General features: G+C 73.7%; 19 protein-coding genes. 4 read left to right on the plus strand and 15 right to left on the minus strand.

Features of this window, described 5'->3' with window-relative positions; translation table 11 throughout:
- Window positions 1-149: 149 nt before the first annotated feature.
- Together ACTMTB_RS29660 and ACTMTB_RS29665 are read right to left on the minus strand one after the other, a co-directional pair.
- Entirely contained in the window at window positions 150-806 is a 657-nt protein-coding gene (locus tag ACTMTB_RS29660) for a DedA family protein (protein ID WP_441149461.1), read from the minus strand.
- A gap of 126 nt (window positions 807-932) precedes the next feature.
- The gene (locus ACTMTB_RS29665; protein WP_441149462.1) at window positions 933-1292 is read right to left on the minus strand and encodes a VOC family protein; all 360 of its coding nucleotides are present in this window, start codon (window positions 1290-1292) and stop codon (window positions 933-935) included.
- A gap of 160 nt (window positions 1293-1452) precedes the next feature.
- Between ACTMTB_RS29665 and ACTMTB_RS29670 the strand changes: the two genes are divergently transcribed.
- The gene (locus ACTMTB_RS29670) at window positions 1453-4305 is read left to right on the plus strand and encodes an aconitate hydratase (protein WP_441149463.1); all 2853 of its coding nucleotides are present in this window, start codon (window positions 1453-1455) and stop codon (window positions 4303-4305) included.
- A 71-nt stretch (window positions 4306-4376) separates the two neighbouring features.
- Here ACTMTB_RS29670 and ACTMTB_RS29675 read toward each other — a convergent pair whose 3' ends face one another.
- Both ACTMTB_RS29675 and ACTMTB_RS29680 read right to left on the minus strand, forming a co-directional pair.
- The gene (locus ACTMTB_RS29675; protein ID WP_441149464.1) at window positions 4377-4580 is read right to left on the minus strand and encodes a hypothetical protein; all 204 of its coding nucleotides are present in this window, start codon (window positions 4578-4580) and stop codon (window positions 4377-4379) included.
- 92 nt (window positions 4581-4672) lie between these two features.
- Window positions 4673-4987: a hypothetical protein gene (locus ACTMTB_RS29680; RefSeq protein ID WP_441149465.1), complete on the minus strand. Its 315-nt coding sequence runs from the start codon at window positions 4985-4987 to the stop codon at window positions 4673-4675.
- Between the two features lie 229 nt (window positions 4988-5216).
- Here ACTMTB_RS29680 and ACTMTB_RS29685 point away from each other — a divergent pair, with 229 nt between their 5' ends.
- Window positions 5217-5984 carry a DUF5753 domain-containing protein gene (locus ACTMTB_RS29685; RefSeq protein ID WP_441149466.1) on the plus strand — a complete coding sequence of 256 codons (768 nt, stop codon included), beginning with the start codon at window positions 5217-5219 and terminating at the stop codon, window positions 5982-5984.
- Window positions 5975-6163 (plus strand): DUF397 domain-containing protein, encoded by a 189-nt coding sequence (locus ACTMTB_RS29690; RefSeq protein WP_377608346.1) that lies wholly within the window; start codon window positions 5975-5977, stop codon window positions 6161-6163. The genes ACTMTB_RS29685 and ACTMTB_RS29690 overlap by 10 nt, the downstream gene beginning before the upstream one ends.
- 176 nt (window positions 6164-6339) lie before the next feature.
- Here ACTMTB_RS29690 and ACTMTB_RS29695 read toward each other — a convergent pair whose 3' ends face one another.
- The 8 genes from ACTMTB_RS29695 to ACTMTB_RS29730 form a co-directional block, all read right to left on the minus strand.
- Window positions 6340-6942, minus strand: coding sequence for a GTP-binding protein (locus ACTMTB_RS29695; RefSeq protein ID WP_346533119.1), 603 nt, complete (start codon window positions 6940-6942; stop codon window positions 6340-6342).
- Window positions 6923-7306 carry a DUF742 domain-containing protein gene (locus ACTMTB_RS29700; protein WP_441149467.1) on the minus strand — a complete coding sequence of 128 codons (384 nt, stop codon included), beginning with the start codon at window positions 7304-7306 and terminating at the stop codon, window positions 6923-6925. Before ACTMTB_RS29700 ends, ACTMTB_RS29695 begins: the two co-directional genes overlap by 20 nt.
- 5 nt (window positions 7307-7311) lie before the next feature.
- On the minus strand, window positions 7312-7734 hold the full coding sequence (locus ACTMTB_RS29705) for a roadblock/LC7 domain-containing protein (protein WP_088961283.1): 423 nt from the start codon (window positions 7732-7734) through the stop codon (window positions 7312-7314).
- Window positions 7735-7820: 86 nt separating this feature from the next.
- On the minus strand, window positions 7821-10373 hold the full coding sequence (locus ACTMTB_RS29710; protein ID WP_441149468.1) for a nitrate- and nitrite sensing domain-containing protein: 2553 nt from the start codon (window positions 10371-10373) through the stop codon (window positions 7821-7823).
- 91 nt (window positions 10374-10464) lie between these two features.
- Entirely contained in the window at window positions 10465-12078 is a 1614-nt protein-coding gene (locus ACTMTB_RS29715; RefSeq protein ID WP_441149469.1) for a prenyltransferase, read from the minus strand.
- Window positions 12075-12977 (minus strand): terpene synthase family protein, encoded by a 903-nt coding sequence (locus ACTMTB_RS29720; RefSeq protein ID WP_441149470.1) that lies wholly within the window; start codon window positions 12975-12977, stop codon window positions 12075-12077. Before ACTMTB_RS29720 ends, ACTMTB_RS29715 begins: the two co-directional genes overlap by 4 nt.
- Window positions 12978-12982: 5 nt before the next feature.
- On the minus strand, window positions 12983-14365 hold the full coding sequence (locus tag ACTMTB_RS29725) for a cytochrome P450 (protein ID WP_441149471.1): 1383 nt from the start codon (window positions 14363-14365) through the stop codon (window positions 12983-12985).
- Window positions 14366-14546: 181 nt separating this feature from the next.
- Window positions 14547-15467: an N-acetyltransferase family protein gene (locus tag ACTMTB_RS29730; RefSeq protein ID WP_441149472.1), complete on the minus strand. Its 921-nt coding sequence runs from the start codon at window positions 15465-15467 to the stop codon at window positions 14547-14549.
- An 84-nt stretch (window positions 15468-15551) separates the two neighbouring features.
- Between ACTMTB_RS29730 and ACTMTB_RS29735 the strand changes: the two genes are divergently transcribed.
- Window positions 15552-15800 carry a DUF2630 family protein gene (locus tag ACTMTB_RS29735; RefSeq protein WP_210776296.1) on the plus strand — a complete coding sequence of 83 codons (249 nt, stop codon included), beginning with the start codon at window positions 15552-15554 and terminating at the stop codon, window positions 15798-15800.
- 80 nt (window positions 15801-15880) lie between these two features.
- On the opposite strand, the gene ACTMTB_RS29740 is transcribed toward ACTMTB_RS29735, so the two are convergent.
- From ACTMTB_RS29740 to ACTMTB_RS29750, 3 genes are all read right to left on the minus strand, one after another.
- Window positions 15881-16810, minus strand: a complete 930-nt coding sequence (locus ACTMTB_RS29740) for a serine protein kinase RIO (RefSeq protein ID WP_441149473.1) — start codon at window positions 16808-16810, stop codon at window positions 15881-15883.
- Between the two features lie 186 nt (window positions 16811-16996).
- Window positions 16997-17641 carry an HAD family hydrolase gene (locus ACTMTB_RS29745; RefSeq protein ID WP_441149474.1) on the minus strand — a complete coding sequence of 215 codons (645 nt, stop codon included), beginning with the start codon at window positions 17639-17641 and terminating at the stop codon, window positions 16997-16999.
- Between the two features lie 60 nt (window positions 17642-17701).
- Complete coding sequence (locus ACTMTB_RS29750; RefSeq protein ID WP_441149475.1) at window positions 17702-18574, minus strand: carbon-nitrogen hydrolase family protein; 873 nt, start codon at window positions 18572-18574, stop codon at window positions 17702-17704.
- Between the last annotated feature and the right edge of the window lie 74 nt (window positions 18575-18648).

Genomic DNA, 18648 nt, shown 5'->3' on the forward strand with positions numbered 1-18648 from the left:
CCAGGCCTCCTACCGGATGAGCGTCGACAACCTCGCCGACTGGATCGCCACCCGCGGCTACTCCGCCACCGCCTGACACCAGCACCACCGACAAGGGCCGGCCCCACCCGGGGCCGGCCCTTGTCGTCGTCTCTGGTGGTGGCGGCGGGTCAGCCGTCGCGGCCGGCCGGGACCGGCTCTGCCGGCTCCAACGCGGGCTCCTGGTCCAGGTGCCGGGCCCGGCGCCGCAGCCACCAGGTGCTGCCCAGTCCGGCGAGCACCGCGAGGACCAGGCCCGCCCAGGAGATGTCCTTGAGCCAGTGCTCGGCGGCCCGGCCGACGGTGTAGAGCAGGTACGTCGTGCCGAAGGCCCAGACCAGGCCGCCGGCCGCGTTGGCGACCAGGAACCGGCGGTACGGCACGTGCAACGCGCCCGCGAGGGGCCCGGCCAGGATGCGCAGCAGCGCGACGAACCGGCCGAAGAAGACCGCCCAGACGCCGTGCCGGGCGAAGCTCTGCTCGGCCCGGGCGAGCTGCGCGGGGCCGAGGTGTCGGGGGAAGCGCCGCCCCAACCGGGCCAGCAGCGGACGGCCGCCGCGCCGGCCCACCGCGTACCCGATGGAGTCGCCGACGATGGCGCCGAACGCCGCGGCGCAGGCCACCCACTCCGGCTCGACCACCCCGGCGGCGGCCAGCAGGGCGGAGCTGACCAGCACGATCTCCCCGGGGAGCGGGACACCCATGCTCTCGACACCGATCACCCCGGCGACGATCAGATAGACCGCGACCGGGGGCAGCGCGGAGAGCCAGTGCTGTACGTCGACCACCCGCCACCCCTTCCGATCCGACCCCGAACCCTACCCGCGCCGCCTCGGCCGGGTGGGGTGCTCGGCGGCCCGGCCGTCCCGCTCACCCCCGTCGGAGCGGGACGGCCGGTGCGGACCGGGCGGCGGTCAGCCGGTGATCGGGGCGACGAACTCCAGCCGGTTGCCGTGCGGGTCCTCGGTGTGGAACCGCCGCATCCCGGGCAGCTCGTCGTCACCCCAGGTGACCGGGTGTCCGCTGGCGGCCAGCCGGGCGGCGAGCTCGTCGAGGTCGGGGCGGAGCAGGGCCGGGTGCGCCTTGCGGGCGGGGCGGAAGCCGTCCTCGACGCCCAGGTGCAGCTCCGCGCCGTACCCGGTGAACCAGCAACCACCGCGGGCGGCGAGGGCCGGCGGTTTGGGCTTCTCGACCAGGCCGAGCAGGCCGGCGTAGAAGGCCCGGGAGGCCTCCTCGGAGCCGCGTGGGCAGGCGAGCAGGACGTGATGGATCATGGTGGCACCTCCTCGTCCCGAACCCTGGCACGAGGTTGCGCGGATAGCAAGACGGACGTACGGTTTTGTTGACGACGAGAATCGGCGGTAAGTGTCACCTAACCTGGGCGGCGCTCCGGCCGGTGCGACAGACTGCTCAGGACTACTCACGGTCGCTGGTGTGAAGGAGTACGACGTGGCGAGCCTCGACACCTTCGGTGCGAAGACCCAGCTACGCGTCGGAGACGCGAGCTACGAGATTTTCAGGATTGACAAGGTGCAGGGCCACGACCGGCTGCCCTACAGCTTGAAGATCCTGCTGGAGAACCTGCTGCGGACCGAGGACGGCGCGAACATCACCGCCGACCACATCCGCCAGCTCGGCGGCTGGGACCCGACCGCCGCCCCCAGCGTGGAGATCCAGTTCACCCCGGCGCGGGTGCTCATGCAGGACTTCACCGGCGTGCCCTGCGTCGTGGACCTGGCCACCATGCGGGAGGCCGTCCGCGACCTCGGCGGCGACGCCGCCAAGGTCAACCCGCTCGCCCCGGCCGAGCTGGTCATCGACCACTCCGTCATCGCCGACCTGTTCGGCCGCGAGGACGCCTTCGCGCGCAACGTCGAGCTGGAGTACGAGCGCAACAAGGAGCGCTACCAGTTCCTGCGCTGGGGCCAGACCGCGTTCAACGAGTTCAAGGTCGTCCCGCCGGGCACCGGCATCGTGCACCAGGTCAACATCGAGTACCTGGCCCGCACGGTCATGGAGCGCAACGGCCAGGCGTACCCGGACACCGTGGTCGGCACCGACTCGCACACCACCATGGTCAACGGCCTGGGCGTGCTGGGCTGGGGCGTCGGCGGCATCGAGGCCGAGGCCGCGATGCTCGGCCAGCCGGTCAGCATGCTGATCCCGCGGGTCGTCGGCTTCAAGCTGCACGGCGAGATGCCGGCCGGCACCACCGCCACCGACCTGGTGCTGACCATCACCGAGATGCTGCGCAAGCACGGTGTGGTCGGCAAGTTCGTCGAGTTCTACGGCCCCGGCGTCAGCGCCGTGCCGCTGGCCAACCGGGCCACCATCGGCAACATGTCCCCGGAGTACGGCTCGACCGTGGCGATCTTCCCGATCGACGCCGAGACCGTCCGCTACCTGGAGCTGACCGGCCGCGACCCGCAGCAGGTCGCGCTCGTCGAGGCGTACGCCAAGGAGCAGGGCCTCTGGCACGACCCGGAGCGCGAGCCGGAGTACTCCGAGCGACTGGAGCTGGACCTCTCCACCATCGAGCCGTCGCTGGCCGGGCCGAAGCGCCCGCAGGACCGGGTGCCGCTGGGCAGCGCCAAGACGCTGTTCCGCTCCGCGCTGACCGACTACGTCGCCGACGACTCCGCGGGTGAGCGTGACCTCAAGCCGGGCGTCGCCCGCGAGCAGCTGCCACGCGGCGCCAACGGCCCGGCCGACGAGGCCAGCGCCGAGTCCTTCCCGGCCAGCGACCCGCCGGCCAACGAGTTCAGCGACCCGGCCGACGAGCCGCGCGACCTGGAGACCGCCGCGGCGGGCGCCGGCGGGCGTGCCACCAACCCGGTCCGGGTGACCAGCGCCGACGGCGTCGAGTACGAGCTGGACCACGGCGCCGTGGTGATCGCCGCCATCACCTCCTGCACCAACACCTCCAACCCGCAGGTGATGATCGGCGCGGCGCTGCTCGCCCGCAACGCGGTCGACAAGGGCCTGGCCCGCAAGCCGTGGGTCAAGACCACCCTGGCGCCGGGCTCCAAGGTCGTCATGGACTACTACGACCGCGCCGGCCTCACGCCCTACCTGGACAAGCTCGGCTTCAACCTGGTCGGCTACGGCTGCACCACCTGCATCGGCAACTCCGGCCCGCTGCCGGAGGAGGTCTCCGCCGCGGTCAACGAGGGCGACCTCGCCGTCGTCTCGGTGCTCTCCGGCAACCGGAACTTCGAGGGCCGGATCAACCCGGACGTCAAGATGAACTACCTGGCGTCCCCGCCGCTGGTGGTCGCGTACGCGCTCGCCGGCACGATGGACATCGACCTGGCCAACGAGCCGCTCGGCGAGGACAACGAGGGCAACCCCGTCTTCCTGCGCGACATCTGGCCGAACAGCGCCGAGATCCAGGACGTCATCGCGCAGGCGATCGGCGCCACCGGCTTCAGCGCCGCGTACGCCGACGTCTTCGCCGGCGACGAGCGCTGGCAGTCGCTGCCCACCCCGACCGGCGACACCTTCGCCTGGGCGGACGACTCCACCTACGTCCGCAAGCCCCCGTACTTCGAGGGGATGCAGCGGGAGCCGAAGGCCGTCTCCGACATCGCCGACGCGCGGGTGCTGGCCAAGCTGGGTGACTCGGTGACCACCGACCACATCTCCCCGGCCGGCTCGATCAAGGCCGACTCCCCCGCCGGAAAGTACCTCGCCGAGCACGGCGTGCCGCGCCACGAGTTCAACTCGTACGGCTCGCGCCGGGGCAACCACGAGGTGATGATCCGGGGCACCTTCGCCAACATCCGGCTGCGCAACCAGCTGGTCCCGGGCGTCGAGGGCGGCTTCACGGTCAACCACCTGACCGGCGAGCAGACCTCCATCTACGACGCCTCGATGGCGTACCAGGAGGCGGGCGTCCCGCTGGTCATCCTGGCCGGCAAGGAGTACGGCTCCGGCTCGTCGCGCGACTGGGCGGCCAAGGGCACCATGCTGCTCGGCGTCCGGGCGGTCATCGCCGAGTCGTACGAGCGGATCCACCGCTCCAACCTGATCGGCATGGGCGTGCTGCCGCTGCAGTTCCCGGTGGACACCACCGCGGAGTCGCTCGGCCTCACCGGCACGGAGACCTTCTCCATCAGCGGCGTGACCGCGCTCAACGACGGCGACACCCCGCGCACGGTGAAGGTCACCACGGACACCGGCGTGGAGTTCGACGCCGTGGTCCGGATCGACACCCCGGGCGAGGCGGACTACTACCGGCACGGCGGCATCCTGCAGTACGTGCTGCGCCGGATGATCGCGAGCTGACTTCGTACCGCCGAAGGGCCGCTCCCCGCGGGGAGCGGCCCTTCGGGCATTCTCCGGTCGCCAGGCGGGCCTCACTCCTCCGCTCGCGCCGAGAGCCGGATGGCCGGTCGGCATCGCGTGGGACCGGTCGGCGCGGGCCCAGCAGCCCGGCGCACCCCCTCGACCAGCACGAACAGCTCACGCTTGGTGGTCGCGAGGCCCCGGGAGTCGAGCTGGTAGCCCTCGATCCAGGTCCACCCGTGGGGCGGGTGCCGGTCGCGCATCTCGCGAATCACGCGGACGATGATCGGTGCCACGAACTGCGGAGAGGCGGCCCGGGACAGCAGAACCACGTCGCCGGCACCGAACCTCGCACGCGGCCCGCTGCTCATCGCAACCTCAGCGCGACCGCACGGGCCTCCTCATCGGTGAGGGGCAGGAACCAGAGGAAGCGGCGGACGACGGCGATCGGGTCCAGGCCGCCGGGCCGGCCGCGAAGGTCGCGGATCGCGCGGCGGGTGATCCGGGAGAACTCGGGGATCAGGGTCGCCCGTCGGGACGCGTCCGTCGGAGTCGCGCGCAGCGTCGGACAGGGCCAGTCCCGACCGCAGGCGTCGCACCTCCACCACGGTCCGCCTGCGGTGTGCGCGGCGAGCGGACCACTCCCGGTCCGCCAGCGCGGTCCGGGCACGACGTCCGTCACCCCGCCGGGGCCACGGTACGCAGGGGTGAGCGGCCCGATCGACCCGGGCACGATCGGGCGGGCCGGTGGCGAATCGCTTCTCGGCTTCGGAACCGGCCGCAGCTTGTCCTCAGGCATCGTCTTTGCTCCTCGACATCGGCTAACCCGCAGCTTGCCGAGGGTTGTCGGACAATCACACAGCGTTCGCTAATCTTCTTCGGACGGTTGTTTTGTTCCTGAGAGGACAGGCATGAACCATGCGTTTGTCACCGCGCTGGCCGAGGCGGGCCACACGGCCGAGAGCCTGGCGGGCCGCCTGGGGGTGCACCCGAAGACCGTCGCCCGGTGGGCCAACCCCGGGCACATCCCGCAGAGCCGGCACCGCGCCACCGTCGCGAGCATTCTCGGCCAGCACCCCGACACGCTCTGGCCGGACGCGACTCACCGGCGCGAGCCCGTGTGGTTCCGGCCCTGGGTCGACATCGAGCGTGACGCCGTCGCACTGCGTGCTTTTCAACTCGCCTGGGTGCCGGGGCTGCTTCAAACCGAGGCGTACGCGCGCGCGACGTTCATCGGCCAACCGCTCACGCCCGACGAAGTCGCCAATCTGGTCACGGCGCGGATGGATCGGCAAGCGATCCTCACTCGTGAACGGGGACCCTTGTTCGTCGCGGTGGTCGACGAGCAGATCCTCCGGCGCCCGGCCGCCGGGGACCGGCAACTGATGGCCGCGCAACTGTCCCACCTCGTGGCCTGCGCCGAACTGCCCAACGTTCAGCTACACGTGGTTCCGCACGACACGTCGACGTATCCCGGGTTGGACGGACCCTTCACGCTCGCGGAGCTACCGGACGGGACGCGGGTCGGGCACGTCGACAGTCAGGCGCGTGCGCAGATAATCGAGCAAGGCTCCGAAATTGCTACGCTGGAACGACGGTGGGAACGCATCCGGGGCGAGGCTCTTCCTCGCGGGCGCTCCCTGGACCTCTTGAGAGAAGCGGCAGCAGCATGGACCTGAGCGGTGCCCGGTGGCGCAAGAGCACGAAGAGCGGCGGCAACGGCGGCGACTGCGTGGAGGTCGCGGACAACCTCGCGGGCGTCGTGGGCGTACGCGACTCCAAGGACCCGGCCGGTCCGGCTCTCACCTTCGCGCCGGCCGCCTGGCGGCGGTTCGTGGAGACGACCAAGCGCGGCTGATCCGCCGGCTCCCGACGGCCCCCGGCGATCCGCCGGGAGCCGTCGACGCTTTCCGGGCGCGTACGCGGGTCCCCGCCCGCCCGGCCACGCGCTGTGCCGCACGCGGAATGCGGCGTGTCGCCGTATCCGGGTAGCCGGACACCGCGACACGCCGCAAACGGTGTCGATCGCGCGGGTCAGTCCTCCCGGCGGCGGGCCTCCCGGGTCTTCATGGCGTGCTCCATGAGCGTGACCAGCACGTCCCGGCTGGACTCCCGCTGCCGGGCGTCGCAGAGCAGCACCGGCACGCCCGGGTCCAGGTTGAGCGCCGCCTGCACCTCGTGCAGCTGGTAGCGCCGGGCATCCTCGAAGCAGTTCACCGCCACCACGAACGGGGTGCCCCGCTCCTCAAAGTAGTCGATCGAGGGGAAGCAATCGGCCAGCCGGCGGGTGTCCGCCAGCACCACCGCCCCGATCGCGCCCAGGGCCAGCTCGTCCCAGACGAACCAGAACCGGTCCTGGCCAGGGGTGCCGAAGAGGTAGAGCACCAGGTCGTCGCTGATGGTGATCCGGCCGAAGTCCATCGCCACCGTAGTGGTGGTCTTGTCCTCCACGCCGGACAGGTCGTCGACCCCGATGCCCGTCTCGGTCAGCACCTCCTCGGTGCGCAGCGGCCTGGTCTCGCTCACCGAGCCGACCATGGTGGTCTTGCCCGCGCCGAAGCCGCCGGCGATCAAGATCTTGATCGCGGTGGGCAGCGGCGGCGCTCCCGCCGGCCGGTCAGAGTGCCCGTAGTCCATTGATCACCGCCTCGAAGACGCTCTCGTCAGGTAGGTTGGCGCTGCCGCGCGGCGGCCGCACCAAAACCAGTTCGCGGGCCATCAGGTCGCCTAGGAGGACCCGGACGGTCCCCACCGGCAGGTCCAGATGGGCGGCGACCTCCGCCACCGACTGGATCCGCTGGCAGAGCGCGACGATCGCCAGGTGTTCCGGGCCCAGCCCGGACTCCGCGCCGGCGTCCGCGCGGGTCGCCGTCACCAGGGAGATGAGGTCGAACGTGCCGGTGACCGGGCGGGCCCGGCCGCGGGTGACCGCGTACGGCCGGACCACCGGCCCGGCGTGGTCGTCCACCCACCTGTCCTCGGAACCGCCCTCGACCCTCATCGCCGCTACTTCCCGCCGGCCGGCTGGTCGAGCCCCCGGGTCGGCGACGCGACGAACTTGCCCACCCGGGTCACCAGCATCGCCATCTCGTAGGCGATCAGGCCGACGTCGGCGTCCTCGGCGGCGAGCACCGCCAGGCAGGCGTTGCGCCCGGCCGCCGTCACGAACAGGAACGACGACTGCATCTCGATGATGGTCTGCTGAACCTGCCCGCCGCCGAACCGCTTGCCCGCGCCCCGGGCCAGGCTCTGGATCCCGGCCGCCATCGCCGCCAGGTGCTCACCGTCGTCCCGGCTCAGCCCCCGCGACGAGGCCATCAGCAGGCCGTCGGAGGAGAGCGCCACGGCGTGTTCGGCCTGCTTCACCCGACCGACCAGATCGTCCAGCAGCCACGTCAGGTCGGCACTCGAAGCCGTCTTCTGCCCCACTCGTCGTCCTCTTCTCCCCCGGCTGGTGTCGCCGTACGTCGGTGTTGCCGTGCCCCGTCGCGCGGTCGCTTCTCCTCGCGCCGCCGTCAGGTCGCCTGACCGTCCCCGTTCTCCTGCCCGTTGCCGGACCGCGCCCCGGTGGCGGCGCCTCCCAGCAGGCGGGCGGCATCGGTCCGGCCACGCCGGGTGCCCGTCTGGTAGGAGCTCATCATCTTGCGCACCTGCTCCGGCAGGCGCGCCGCCTGCTCGTCGGGCTCGTCGTCGGCCGCCGCCTGCTCAGCGCGCAGCTCCGGCACGATGTTGGCCTGCCGTACCCGCACCGGCAGGCCGGAATCCGTCACCCGGCCGTCCGTGCCGGCCGGCGTCCGGTCGTCCGTGCCGGCGGGCGTCCGCTCGTCGGTGGCCGCGTCCGACACGGCCGCGTCGACCGGCGTCGGGACCGTCGCGGGCCGCTGCGGCGCGGCGGGCCGGGCCACGGTGGTCGGCAGGCCGGTCGGCACGGTGGGGCCGGTCAGGGCACCCTGCGCCGCCCCGGTCCGGGACCGGGTGGGCAGCCCCGACGCGGACGGCGACGGTGACGGCGCGGTCCCGGCCCGGACCGGCAGTGCCGGAGTGTCCACCGGATCGCCGTCCGCGGCGGTGTCGCTGTCGGCCGCCGGAGCCCCGGCCGGCGGCACGCCCTCGACGGCGGCCGGAACCCCGGCGGCCGGCGGGGCCGACCCGGTGCCGACCGGGAAGCCGCCGGAGGTGTTCGCGTCCTGACCGGTCTCCACCAGGTCGAGGGGGATCAGCACGATGGCGGTGGTACCGCCGTACGCGGACTCCTTGAGCTGCACCTTCACCCCGTGCCGCTCGGTCAGCCGGCTGACCACGTAGAGGCCCAGGCGGGCGGCGTTGGCCAGGTTCAGCTCGGAGCGGTCCGCGATGCGGTCGTTGGCGGCGGCCAGGTCCTCCTCGGTCATGCCGAGGCCGCGGTCCTCGATCTCGAGGGCGAAGCCGTTGGCGACCAGCTGGCCCCGCACCTCCACCGAGGTGTGCGGCGGGGAGAAGGAGAGCCCGTTCTCGATCAGCTCGGCCAGCAGGTGGATCACGTCACCGACCGCCCGGCCGGCGAGCGAGACGGGCCCCAGCGGCAGCACGTTGACCCGGGTGTAGTCCTCGACCTCGGCGACCGCGCCGCGCACCACGTCCACCATGGGCACGTTGCGTCGCCAGGCGCGGCCCGGGGTCGAGCCGGAGAGCACGATCAGGTTCTCGGCGTTGCGCCGCATCCGGGTGGCCAGGTGGTCCACCCGGAACAGGTCCTCCAGCTCCTCGGCGTCCTGCTCGCGGCGCTCCATCGCGTCGAGCAGGGTGAGCTGGCGATGGACCAGGGCCTGGGTGCGCCGGGCCAGGCTGAGGAAGACCTCGCGGACGTTGCGGCGCAGCTCGGCCTGCTCGACCGCGGTCCGCACGGCGGTCTCCTGCACCACGTTGAACGCCTTGCCGACCTGGCCGATCTCGTCGTCGCCGAACTCCAGCGGTGGCGCCTCCGTGGCGACGTCGACCTGCTCGCCGTGCCCGAGCCGCTCCACGACGCCGGGCAGCCGCTCGTTGGCCAGCCGGAAGGCGGCCTCGCGCAGCCGTTCGAGCTGACGGACCAGGGCGCGGGCGGTGGTGATCGAGACGATCACCGAGGCGATGACGGCGATCAGGCCGAGGCCGGCGGCGAGCACCATCCGGACGATCACCCAGATCGCCACCGGGGTGGCCCGGTCGACCAGCGCGTCGCCGCTGGCCAGCACCGTGGCCTCCTGCTCCTGCAACGCCGGCGTGATGGCGGCCTGCCAGTCGTCGGCCTCGACGGGCAGTGGCGCGTTGGGGCGGCCGTCCCGGACCAGCCGGTCCTCCATCGACCGCAGCCGGACGAAGGACTGCCCGTCGGTCATCCGCACGTAGCGTTCGCGGTCGGCGTCGGGCAGCTCGGCCAGCGCCTCGCCGGCGAGGAACCGTTGCGCGCCGACCAGGTGGGCGAACTGGGCGTACTCCCGGTCGTTGATCCGGCCGGCGGCGGCCACCCCGGCGAAGAGGGCGTCCTCCTGCGACATCAGCTCCCGCACCCGGACCAGCTGGGTGAGCGTGGCGGTGTCCTTGGCGATCTGCTCGTCGTCCAGTTTGCCCAGGGAGGCGTACACCCGGAACAGCGAGTCGAGCACCCCCGTGTACGAGTCGACGGCGCCGGCCCGGTCGACGGCCCGGGTGGCCACCGCGTCCCGCACCGCGCCCAGGGCGTCCAGCCGGGTGACCACCTCGTCGATCCGCTCCATCAGCTCGTCGCTGGAGGCGAGCCGGGCCCGCGAGCTGCGGGCCGACTCGGCGAAGTCGGCGGCCCGCTCCTCGCTGCGCCGGCGCTGCTCGCGCAGCTGCTCCGCCTGCTCCTGGCTCGGGCGGCCGAGGTAGGCCGCCGACATCCGGCGTTCCCGCTGGAGTTCGGTGAGCAGCGACTCACTCGGCTCGGCGATCTGCGCGTCGAGCGTCTGCACGCCGAGCACGTTGAGACCGTCGCGCAGGGTCACCCAGGCCGCGAAAGCCCAGAGCGCGGCCAGCGAGACCAGCAGGGCCACAACCTTGGTGCGCAGACTTGCACTGCGGGAACCCATCACACCCGTCCCTCGCCGGTCCTGATTCACGTTTCGGATTGGCCGAATAGCGCGACCCCGGCCCCGGCGCACGCTAGCAGTGTCCGGAAGTTCACTCAAGCAGTGCAGACCAGGGGTCTGTCGGGGTATGGGCGCCATCGCGCAGTCGGTCGCCAGCCGCCTTGCGCGCGGCGATCACGGCCGCCCGTACGATCTGTCCAGGATGGTACAGGTCCTTGTCGTGCCACAGTGGAGGGCGTTCGCCTTGATCGTCCATCACGGACAGTCGGCCCGCCGCTGCCGCCACGGCCGCGTCGAGCGAGGGCGAGGGCCGCCCCGCCAGGAGCACGAGCAGGCCGTACGCGGTCTCCTCCGCCGTGCCGGCCCACCGCCCCCAGGAGCCGTCGGGCTGCTGACTGTCGAGCACCCAGCCGACCGCCCGCTCCACCGCCGGCCGGGCCGACGGGCCGCCGTGGTCGCGCAGGGCGAGCACCGCGCAGCAGGTGGCGTAGTAGGGCGAGGCGTGCCAGCGGTCGGACCACCGGCCGTCGGCCTCCTGCCGGTCGAGCAGCCAGCCGGTGAGCCGGCGCACCACTCCCGCCGCCCGGGGGCCACCGTCGCCGAGTTGCCGGCCCAGCGCCTCCAGCACGTGCGCGTTGGTGGTCACCGACGCGCCGTTCTCCCCCTGCCAGGTGCAGAAGTGCTCCCCGGTGTCGTACCCGGCCAAGCACGCCGGGTCGGCCGGCTGGCCCAGCCGCGCCAGCGCGTAGAGGGTGACCGCGGTGGTGTCGGCGTCGGTGGGCAGGCCCGGCCCGGTGGCGGCGCCGTCCGGGCCGAGCGCGGCCCGCAGCTCGGCGAGGATCCCAGCCGGCACCGACAGGGGTACGCCGACCCGGGCCAGGGTGGCGAGCACCCAGGAGCGTTCGAAGACGGTGATCGGGGTGGCGCAGGGCACCGGGCCCCCGTGGCCGGCGATCGCCTGGCGCAGGTAGTCCACGCTGGCCGGTGGGCTCCCGTCGGGGCCGCCGAACCAGGCGGCCGTGGCGGCCGGGGAGGCGCCGACCGCCCCCGACCCGGTGGGGGTCACGGTGGGCAGCCGCCGCGCCGCCGGGCCGAGCACCTCCAACGCGTGCAACAGCTTCGGCGGCATCGGACGGCCGGACCGGGCGAGCCGGCGTACCCGGTCGAGGCGCTGCGAGTCCATGCCGGCCGGCAGCGGTGGCGGGCCGGCGGCGCGCCAGCCGGCGAGCGCCGCCGGCGGCTCGGCCAGCCGGTCGCCGATCCGCTCGACCAGCGCCGGGACGATCAGGTCCGCGGCCGGCAGGTCCGGCACGGGGTACGTCGCCGGGCCGGCCGCCGGGTCGTACAGCAGGCGCAGCGCCCGATCCACGGCGTTGCGCACGCCGTCGTGGGACCAGCCGACGGGGGCGTCCCGCTCCAGCGCGGCGAGCAGCCCCTCGACGGCGCTCAGCGTGGGCACCAGCGCGTAGCCCTCCGGCCCGCCCCAGCCGCCGTCCGGGCGCTGCCCGGCGAGCAGGAAGCGGATCCGCTCGGCGTGCTGCGGCAGCCAGGGCGCCAGGGAGACCAGCCGGCCGGTCTCGTACGGCGACGCGGACGTACGGCCCGCCGGACGGACGGTCAGCCCGGCGACCAGCTCGCCCGCCGCCATCGCGTACCCGGGATCCTCCGGCGGTGCGGCGTCCCGGGCCAGAGCCTCCGTGCTCACGCCACCCCCCAGAAGTCGGTCGACCGGTAGAAGCCGCTGGTGTAGCCGAGCTGCCTGGTGAGGTAGGCCGCCTCCCGGGGGCAGTCGGGGCGCAGCTCGTCGAGGAGTTCGGTGGCCCGCGCGAGAAGGCGGGTCAGTTCCCGCTCGACGACGGCCCGGTCCTCGACCAGCAGGATCGCGTTGAGGTCGCCCCAGCGCAGGTCCCGCTCGTAGGTGGCCAGGTCGTTGACCAGCCGCAGGGCGCGTTGCACCGCGTCGCTGGCGGCGATCAGCCGATCGAGCCGGTCGGGTGCGTCCGGGTCGCCGGTGGAGATCCAGTGCCCCACGTTCACCACCGTGCAGGCCAGGTTGTCGGCGTTGGCCAGGTAGTCGGCGAGCGACGGCAGCGGCAGCAGGCCGTCGCGGCCGGCCGTCCGCCAGTGCCATTCCCGCCGCATCGCCTCCAGCGTCCGGCGCACCGCCTCCCGCCACGCCCCGCCCAGCGTCGCGAAGGCCGGCGCGGCGGCCAGGTCGGCGCGGAACTCGGCGAGGAACCGGCCCAGCGGGTCGTTCGCCGTCGCGGGTGCCCCGGCGGCGACCGCGAGCTGCCGGCGCACCAGTTGGTCGACTTCGGCGGCCGAGGTGGCCAGGTGGTCCACCTGCCAGTCCAGCGCGAACCCCCAGAGCACCGCCCGGTTGGTCAACCGCAGCTCGGCGGCGTCGCACTCGGGGGCGCTGAACGCGATGGCCAGGGCGACGCTGCTGGCCAGGGCCGCGTCGAAGGGCCCGGCGGCGAAGAGGGCCGGGTGGGCGGCCAGGCAGCGTTGCAGGTCCCGCTGGCCGTGCGCGGCGAGGGCGCAGATCCGTCCGTGCTCGGCGGCCTCCCGCTGCTCGTCGACCGCCCGGATGTCAGGTGCCACGGCGGTCAGGCCAGGGCCGGTTGCCGGTGCGGGGTGAGCATCAGCGGCACCGGCCCCCCGGCTCGCAGGGAGGCGGCGAGCTGCGGTGCCGGCATCCCGGGCTCGCAGAGCCGGTACCGGAACCGGCTGAACAGGGTCGCCAGGATCAGCGTCGCCTCCAGCTGGAACAGGTACTGCCCGATGCACTGGTGGGCGCCGCCGCCGAACGGGAAGTAGGCGTACCGGTGCGCGCGCCGGGGCGCGTCGGGGGCGAAGCGCTCCGGGTCGAAGACCTCCGGGCGGTCCCAGAACCGGGCCAGCCGCTGGGTGACGTAGGGGCTGAGGGCGATCGTCGCGCCGGCGGAGATCCGGGTGCCGCCGATGACGTCGTCGGCGACCGCCGTCCGCGGGACCAGCCAGCCCGACGGATACGCGCGGAGCAGCTCGTCCAGCACCATCCGGGTGTAGCGCAGCTCGCCGACCTGCTCCCGGGTGACCACGTCGCCGGGGCCGACCACCCGGTCGATCTCCTCGTAGAGCCGGGCGGCGACGTCGGGCACCTGCTCCAGCAGCGGGAAGAGCCAGGTGAGCACGGTGTACGTGGTCTCGGTGGTGGTGGCGAAGGTGGACACCACGTCGTCGCGGACCCGCCGCTCGTCCAGCTTGTTGCCGTCGGCGTCCCTGGCCCGGGCCAGCGCGGCGAGGATGTCGTCGCCGCCCTCGGGGCTGGCGCGCTCGGCGCGGACCAGTGGGAGCAGGATCTCGTCGATGTTCCGCACGGCCCGACGGAAGGCCCGGTCACCGGGCATCGGCACGGCGTCCGGCAGGAACGGGGCGAGCAGCCGGAACCGCAGCGCGGTCGCCACGGTGTTCTGCTCGACGACCACCCGTCTGGCGTCGGCAGTGTCGATCTTGGCGCCGAAGAAGACCCGGCTGACGGCCGCGCAGATGATCCGGGAGACCTCGGCGGCCGCGTCGACCGGGGTGCCGTCGCGCGCCGGGCCGGCCAGCTCGCCCACGGCGTCGCTGATCGCCCGGCTCATGTCGGCCACGGCGGCGTCGAGCCGCTTGGGGGTGAAGTGCGGCTGGAGCCGCCGCCGGCTCGCCTCCCACTTCGGGCCCTCGGAGAGGATCCCGTCGCCGCCCAGCTTCCGGACCGACCGCCACAGCATGCTGTCGCCGGCCCGGGTGTAGTTCGCGGCGTTGTCGCGCAGCACGTGCTGGACGTGCGCCGGCTCGGTGACCAGGTACGGCCGGATGGTGCCCAGGTTCAGCCGGACGACCTGCCCGGGCGTCGCGTCGGCGAGACCGACCAGGGTGCCCAGCGGGTCGCGGAGCAGCTTGGGCAACGTGTGGCGGAGGGTGGCGACGTGCGGCTTGCGGTGAACCGGGGCGGTCGATTCAGTCATGGCTCACCTGCACGGGTCCTCCTCCGGTGCTGCACCGCCTCGCGCTGCGTGGTGCCGTGGTGATGGTGCGTGACGGTTGCGGTGAGCATGTCATTGATGAAAAGGCTTTTCCAGATTTTGCGTCCGGAGAAATTCTCACAGTCAACGAAAGACGTCCACTGTGCACGGTCCCAACCGGACGTTAGCCTGACAGATCGCGCAGGTAGCGCCACTCCGCAGCCACCGGCCGGTAACCTAATCCGCGGTTCAGCGTGAGCATCGGCACATTACCGGCGTCGTTGCTGGTGTACGCGTACCGCAGCCCGGCCGCCCGGGCCCGGCTCAGCGAGCGGTGCTTGACCGCGCGGGCCAGCCCCCGGCCCCGGTGCCCGCGCCGGGTGCCGGTCATCCCCGACCGGTAGCGGGTCCGGCCGTCGGTGAGCGCGAAGCCGAACGCGAGCACCTCCCCGTCCCGGACGGCCACCGTGGTCAGGTCCCGGTCCAGCTCGGGGCGCTCCCAGTAGGCGGTCCGCCAGTCGGCGTAGCTGATCTCGTCCATCGTCACCTCGCCCGGCTCGTCCCGGGAGGCGTCGAGGTCGGCCAGGTAGAGCGGGTGCGGGTCGGGCAGCTCGGCCGCGGCGAGCAGCCGCACCCCGGCCGGCAGCGCCGGGGCCGAAGGCAGCTCCACCTCGGCCAGGTCCAGCAGCAGGAACTCGGCCCGCCGTCCGCGCCGGTAGCCGCGCCGCTCGGCGAAGCCGGTGCTGGCCGGGTCGTCGGCCACCTTCGCGTACGCGGCCACCGCCCCCAGCTCGGCGAGCCGCCGCTCGGCGGCGACGAGCAGGGCGGTGCCCGCACCCCCGCCGCGCCACGCCGGATGCACGGAGATGTTGGCGAAGCCCAGCCCCGGATCCGCGCTCTCGTGCAGCAGCCCGGTCCGCGCCTCGCCGACCACTCTCCCGGCGCTCTCGGCGACCAGCACGCCGAACCGCTCGGCGGCCGGCGCGCCGGTGAGGCGCCAACCCAGCCACTCCTCGGTGATCATCTGGTACGGCGCGGCGGCGGCCAGCACCTCGGCGACCGCCGGCACGTCGGCGGGTCGCAGTGGGCGTACGACAGGGGCCATGGTGGCCGAACCTACCCCGACGCGGCGCCGTCCGGGGGGTGCGAATCCGGGCGCGCCGGGGCGCCCTGTGCCAGGCTCAGGGGCATGGACGACACCACCATCCTGAACCGGATCTCCGAACTCGTCGACGAGGAGCACCGGCTGCGCTCCGCGGCGCAGGCCAACGAGTCCGGCACCGACGACGAGGCGCGCGAGCGGCTGCGCGCGTTGGAGGAGTCCCTGGACCAGTGCTGGGACCTGCTGCGCCGCCGCCGGGCGGCCCGGAGCGCGCACGGCGACCCGGACGCCCAGGGTGAGCGGCCGATCCCGGCGGTCGAGCGCTACCTCCAGTAGCGGTACGCCGGGCGGCGATGCCCGGCGGGCGAGGCGGGTACGCCCCGGACGGTCCACGGACCGTCCGGGGCGTGCGCGGCTCAGCGGATCCCCGCCTCGCGCAGCAGCAGACCGGTCAGCTCGGCCGGGTCCACCTCGGCCGCCGGCAGCCCCCGCGCGGCGAACCAGGCGCCCACCACCTTCACGTCCCGGGCCAGGAACTCCGGCCCCTGCGGGTTGGCCACCACGTCGACCACCTGCGGCAGGTCGATCATGACGAGGCGCCCCCGGTGCACCAGCAGGTTGTACGGCGACAGGTCGCCGTGGGCGTATCCGGCGCGGGCCAGCACGACCAGCGCGTCCACCATCTGCTCCCACAGCGAGCGCAGCTCGCCCGCCTCGGGGCGCAGCTGGGCCAGCCGGGGCGCCGCCGCTCCCTCGTCGGCGTCGCCGACGAACTCCAGCATCAGCTCGGTGCCGATCAACTGGACCGGGTAGGGCACGGCGATCCGCCCGGAGTCCGCGCCGATCTCCCAGAGCCGGCTGAGGGCGGCGAACTCGGCCGCGGCCCACTGCCCGGCGATCATCTGCCGGCCGAACGCGGTACGCCCGGCCATCGCCCGGTTCTCCCGGGACCGCCGCACCCGGCGCCCCTCCAGGTAGCCGGCATCGCGGTGGAAGAGCCGGTGCTGGGCGTCCCGGTAGCGCTTGACGGCCAGCAGGCAGGACCGGTCGGTGTCCGGCACCGCGCGGCGGACGAGGTGGACGTCCGCCTCCTTGCCGGTCTTGAGCACACCGAGTTCGGTGTCCCGGGCGGCCAGTTCGGTGACCAGCCACTCGGGGTGAGGTTCGGGGCCGTGGACGGCCTCGTCCCAGGAGGACCAGCGGTCCTCGGGCTCGGGCTCGTCGTCGGGCTCGACGAGGGCCGGCTCGACGTGCCGGCCGTGCTTCAGGAAGTGTGGTTCGTCGTCGTCGAAGCGGCTCTTGCCGCGGCCACGGCGCTGCGGCGCCGGGAGGTCGTGTTCGCGCACGGAAGTGGTGATCCCTTGATCGAGGCTGATGGAGGCAGGTGGAACGACCCTGCAAAGACGGCCATGACCGACCTCCTTCTCCTCGACCGGGCTCGACCCGGCTGCGCACCCGCGCGGGACCATGCTGAACCGACGCCCGATCCGGCGGCAACCGAATTACCGGACCCCGCCCGGGCCGCCCGTGCCTCAGCCGGCGAGCACCGTGGCGACGGCCGCGATCAGCGAGTCGACGGTGCGGGTCGGGGCGAACCGGTTGTCCGGCCAGGTACGCCCCCGGTGCAGCCAGACGCTGGGCAGGCCGACGGCGGCGGCCCCGCCGATGTCCGCCTCCGGGCTGTCCCCCACCACCCACGCCCCGCGCAGCGGCATCCGGGCCCGCTGGGCGGCCAGCGCGAAGATCCGCGGATTGGGCTTGCTGACCCCGGCCTCCTCCGAGATCACCCAGTCGGCGACGTACCGGTCCAGCCCGGTCCGCCGGATCTTGGCGTCCTGCTGGCGGACCGAGCCGTTGGTGACCACCACCGGCACCCAGCCGGCGTCGTCGGCGATCCGCAGCGCGCAGGCGACCAGCGGGTCGAGGCGGGTGTTCGCCACCACCCCGTCGTGCAGTTCCTCCACCAGGTCGATCGAGGGGATGCGCAGCGCGTACCGGTCGCGGATGGCGTCGGCGACGTCCCACCGGTCGGTGAGCCCGTCGGCGTCGATGGAGAGCAGCCAGTCGATGTCGGTGTGGGGCGCGCCGATGCTGTCCAGGAACCGCTCACCCCAGGCGCGGAACGGGCCCGCCCGGTCGAGCAGGGTGTTGTCCAGGTCGAGCAGGAGCAGCGGCACGCGGGCACCTTACGGGAGAGGGGGTCGCCGTCGACAGGGCCGGGCGGTCGGCGACGTCCGTCAGGCCGGCAGCGCCGTTCGGGGGAGCCCCTGGTCGGCGGGCCGGTCGGCGAGCATCGAGTGGGCCGAGCGGGTGGCCGCCAGCGCGGCCGGGTCCAGGGTGGCGACCAGCACGGCCTCGCCGTCGTCGGCGCCGCGCACCAGCGGCCGCCCCTCCGGGTCGTAGACCGCCGCGCCACCGTTGAACCGCCACGGTTCGGCGCCCCCGACGGCGTTGGCGAAGACGACGTACATGGTGTTGTCCAGGGCCCGGGCGGCGTAGTAGAGGTCGCGCCGGTGCGCCGACCCGGCGAGGTAGCCGCTCGGGCAGAGGTAGCCGTGCGCGCCGTCGGCCGCGGCGGCCCGGGCGTGCTCCGGGAAGCACCCGTCGTAGCAGATGCCCAGCCCGAGCCGCCAGTCGTCGACCAGCAGGGTGGCGCCCCGCCGGCCGGCGTCGAACAGCTCCCGCTCGCCGCCCCAGAGCTGCTGCTTGTCGTACCCGACCCGGATCACGCCGGTCGGGTCGGCGATCAGGGCGGAGATGGTCCGGCGGTCGTCCGGGTGGCGGACCGCGGCACCGACGACCAGGGTGATCCGGTTGTCGTGGGCGGCGGCCCGCAGCGGGTCGAGCCGGGGGTCGTCGACCGCGCCGTCGCCGGTCGCGGCCACGTCCGTGCCGGCCGGATCGGCGGCCAGCGTCGGCGGATGGTACGCCGGCAGGAACAGCTCCGGCAGCACCGCGACCCGGGCGCCGGCACCGGCGGCCCGGGCGGCCAGGCCGGCGGCGACCCGCGCGTTGCCGGGCACGTCGCCGGGGACCGGGTCGGCCTGCACGGCGGCGACGGTCAGCGGGGCGGACGGAAGGGGGGCGGAGGCGACCGGGGGCGTCGTCACCCGCCGATCCTAACCGGAGCGCCCCGGCCGGCCCGTCCCACCACGCAAGATCCCAAGCCGTACGTACGGTTTGC

The sequence above is a fragment of the Micromonospora sp. L32 genome (assembly GCF_052068055.1).
In the GTDB taxonomy this organism is placed as follows: Bacteria; Actinomycetota; Actinomycetes; order Mycobacteriales; family Micromonosporaceae; genus Micromonospora; species Micromonospora purpureochromogenes.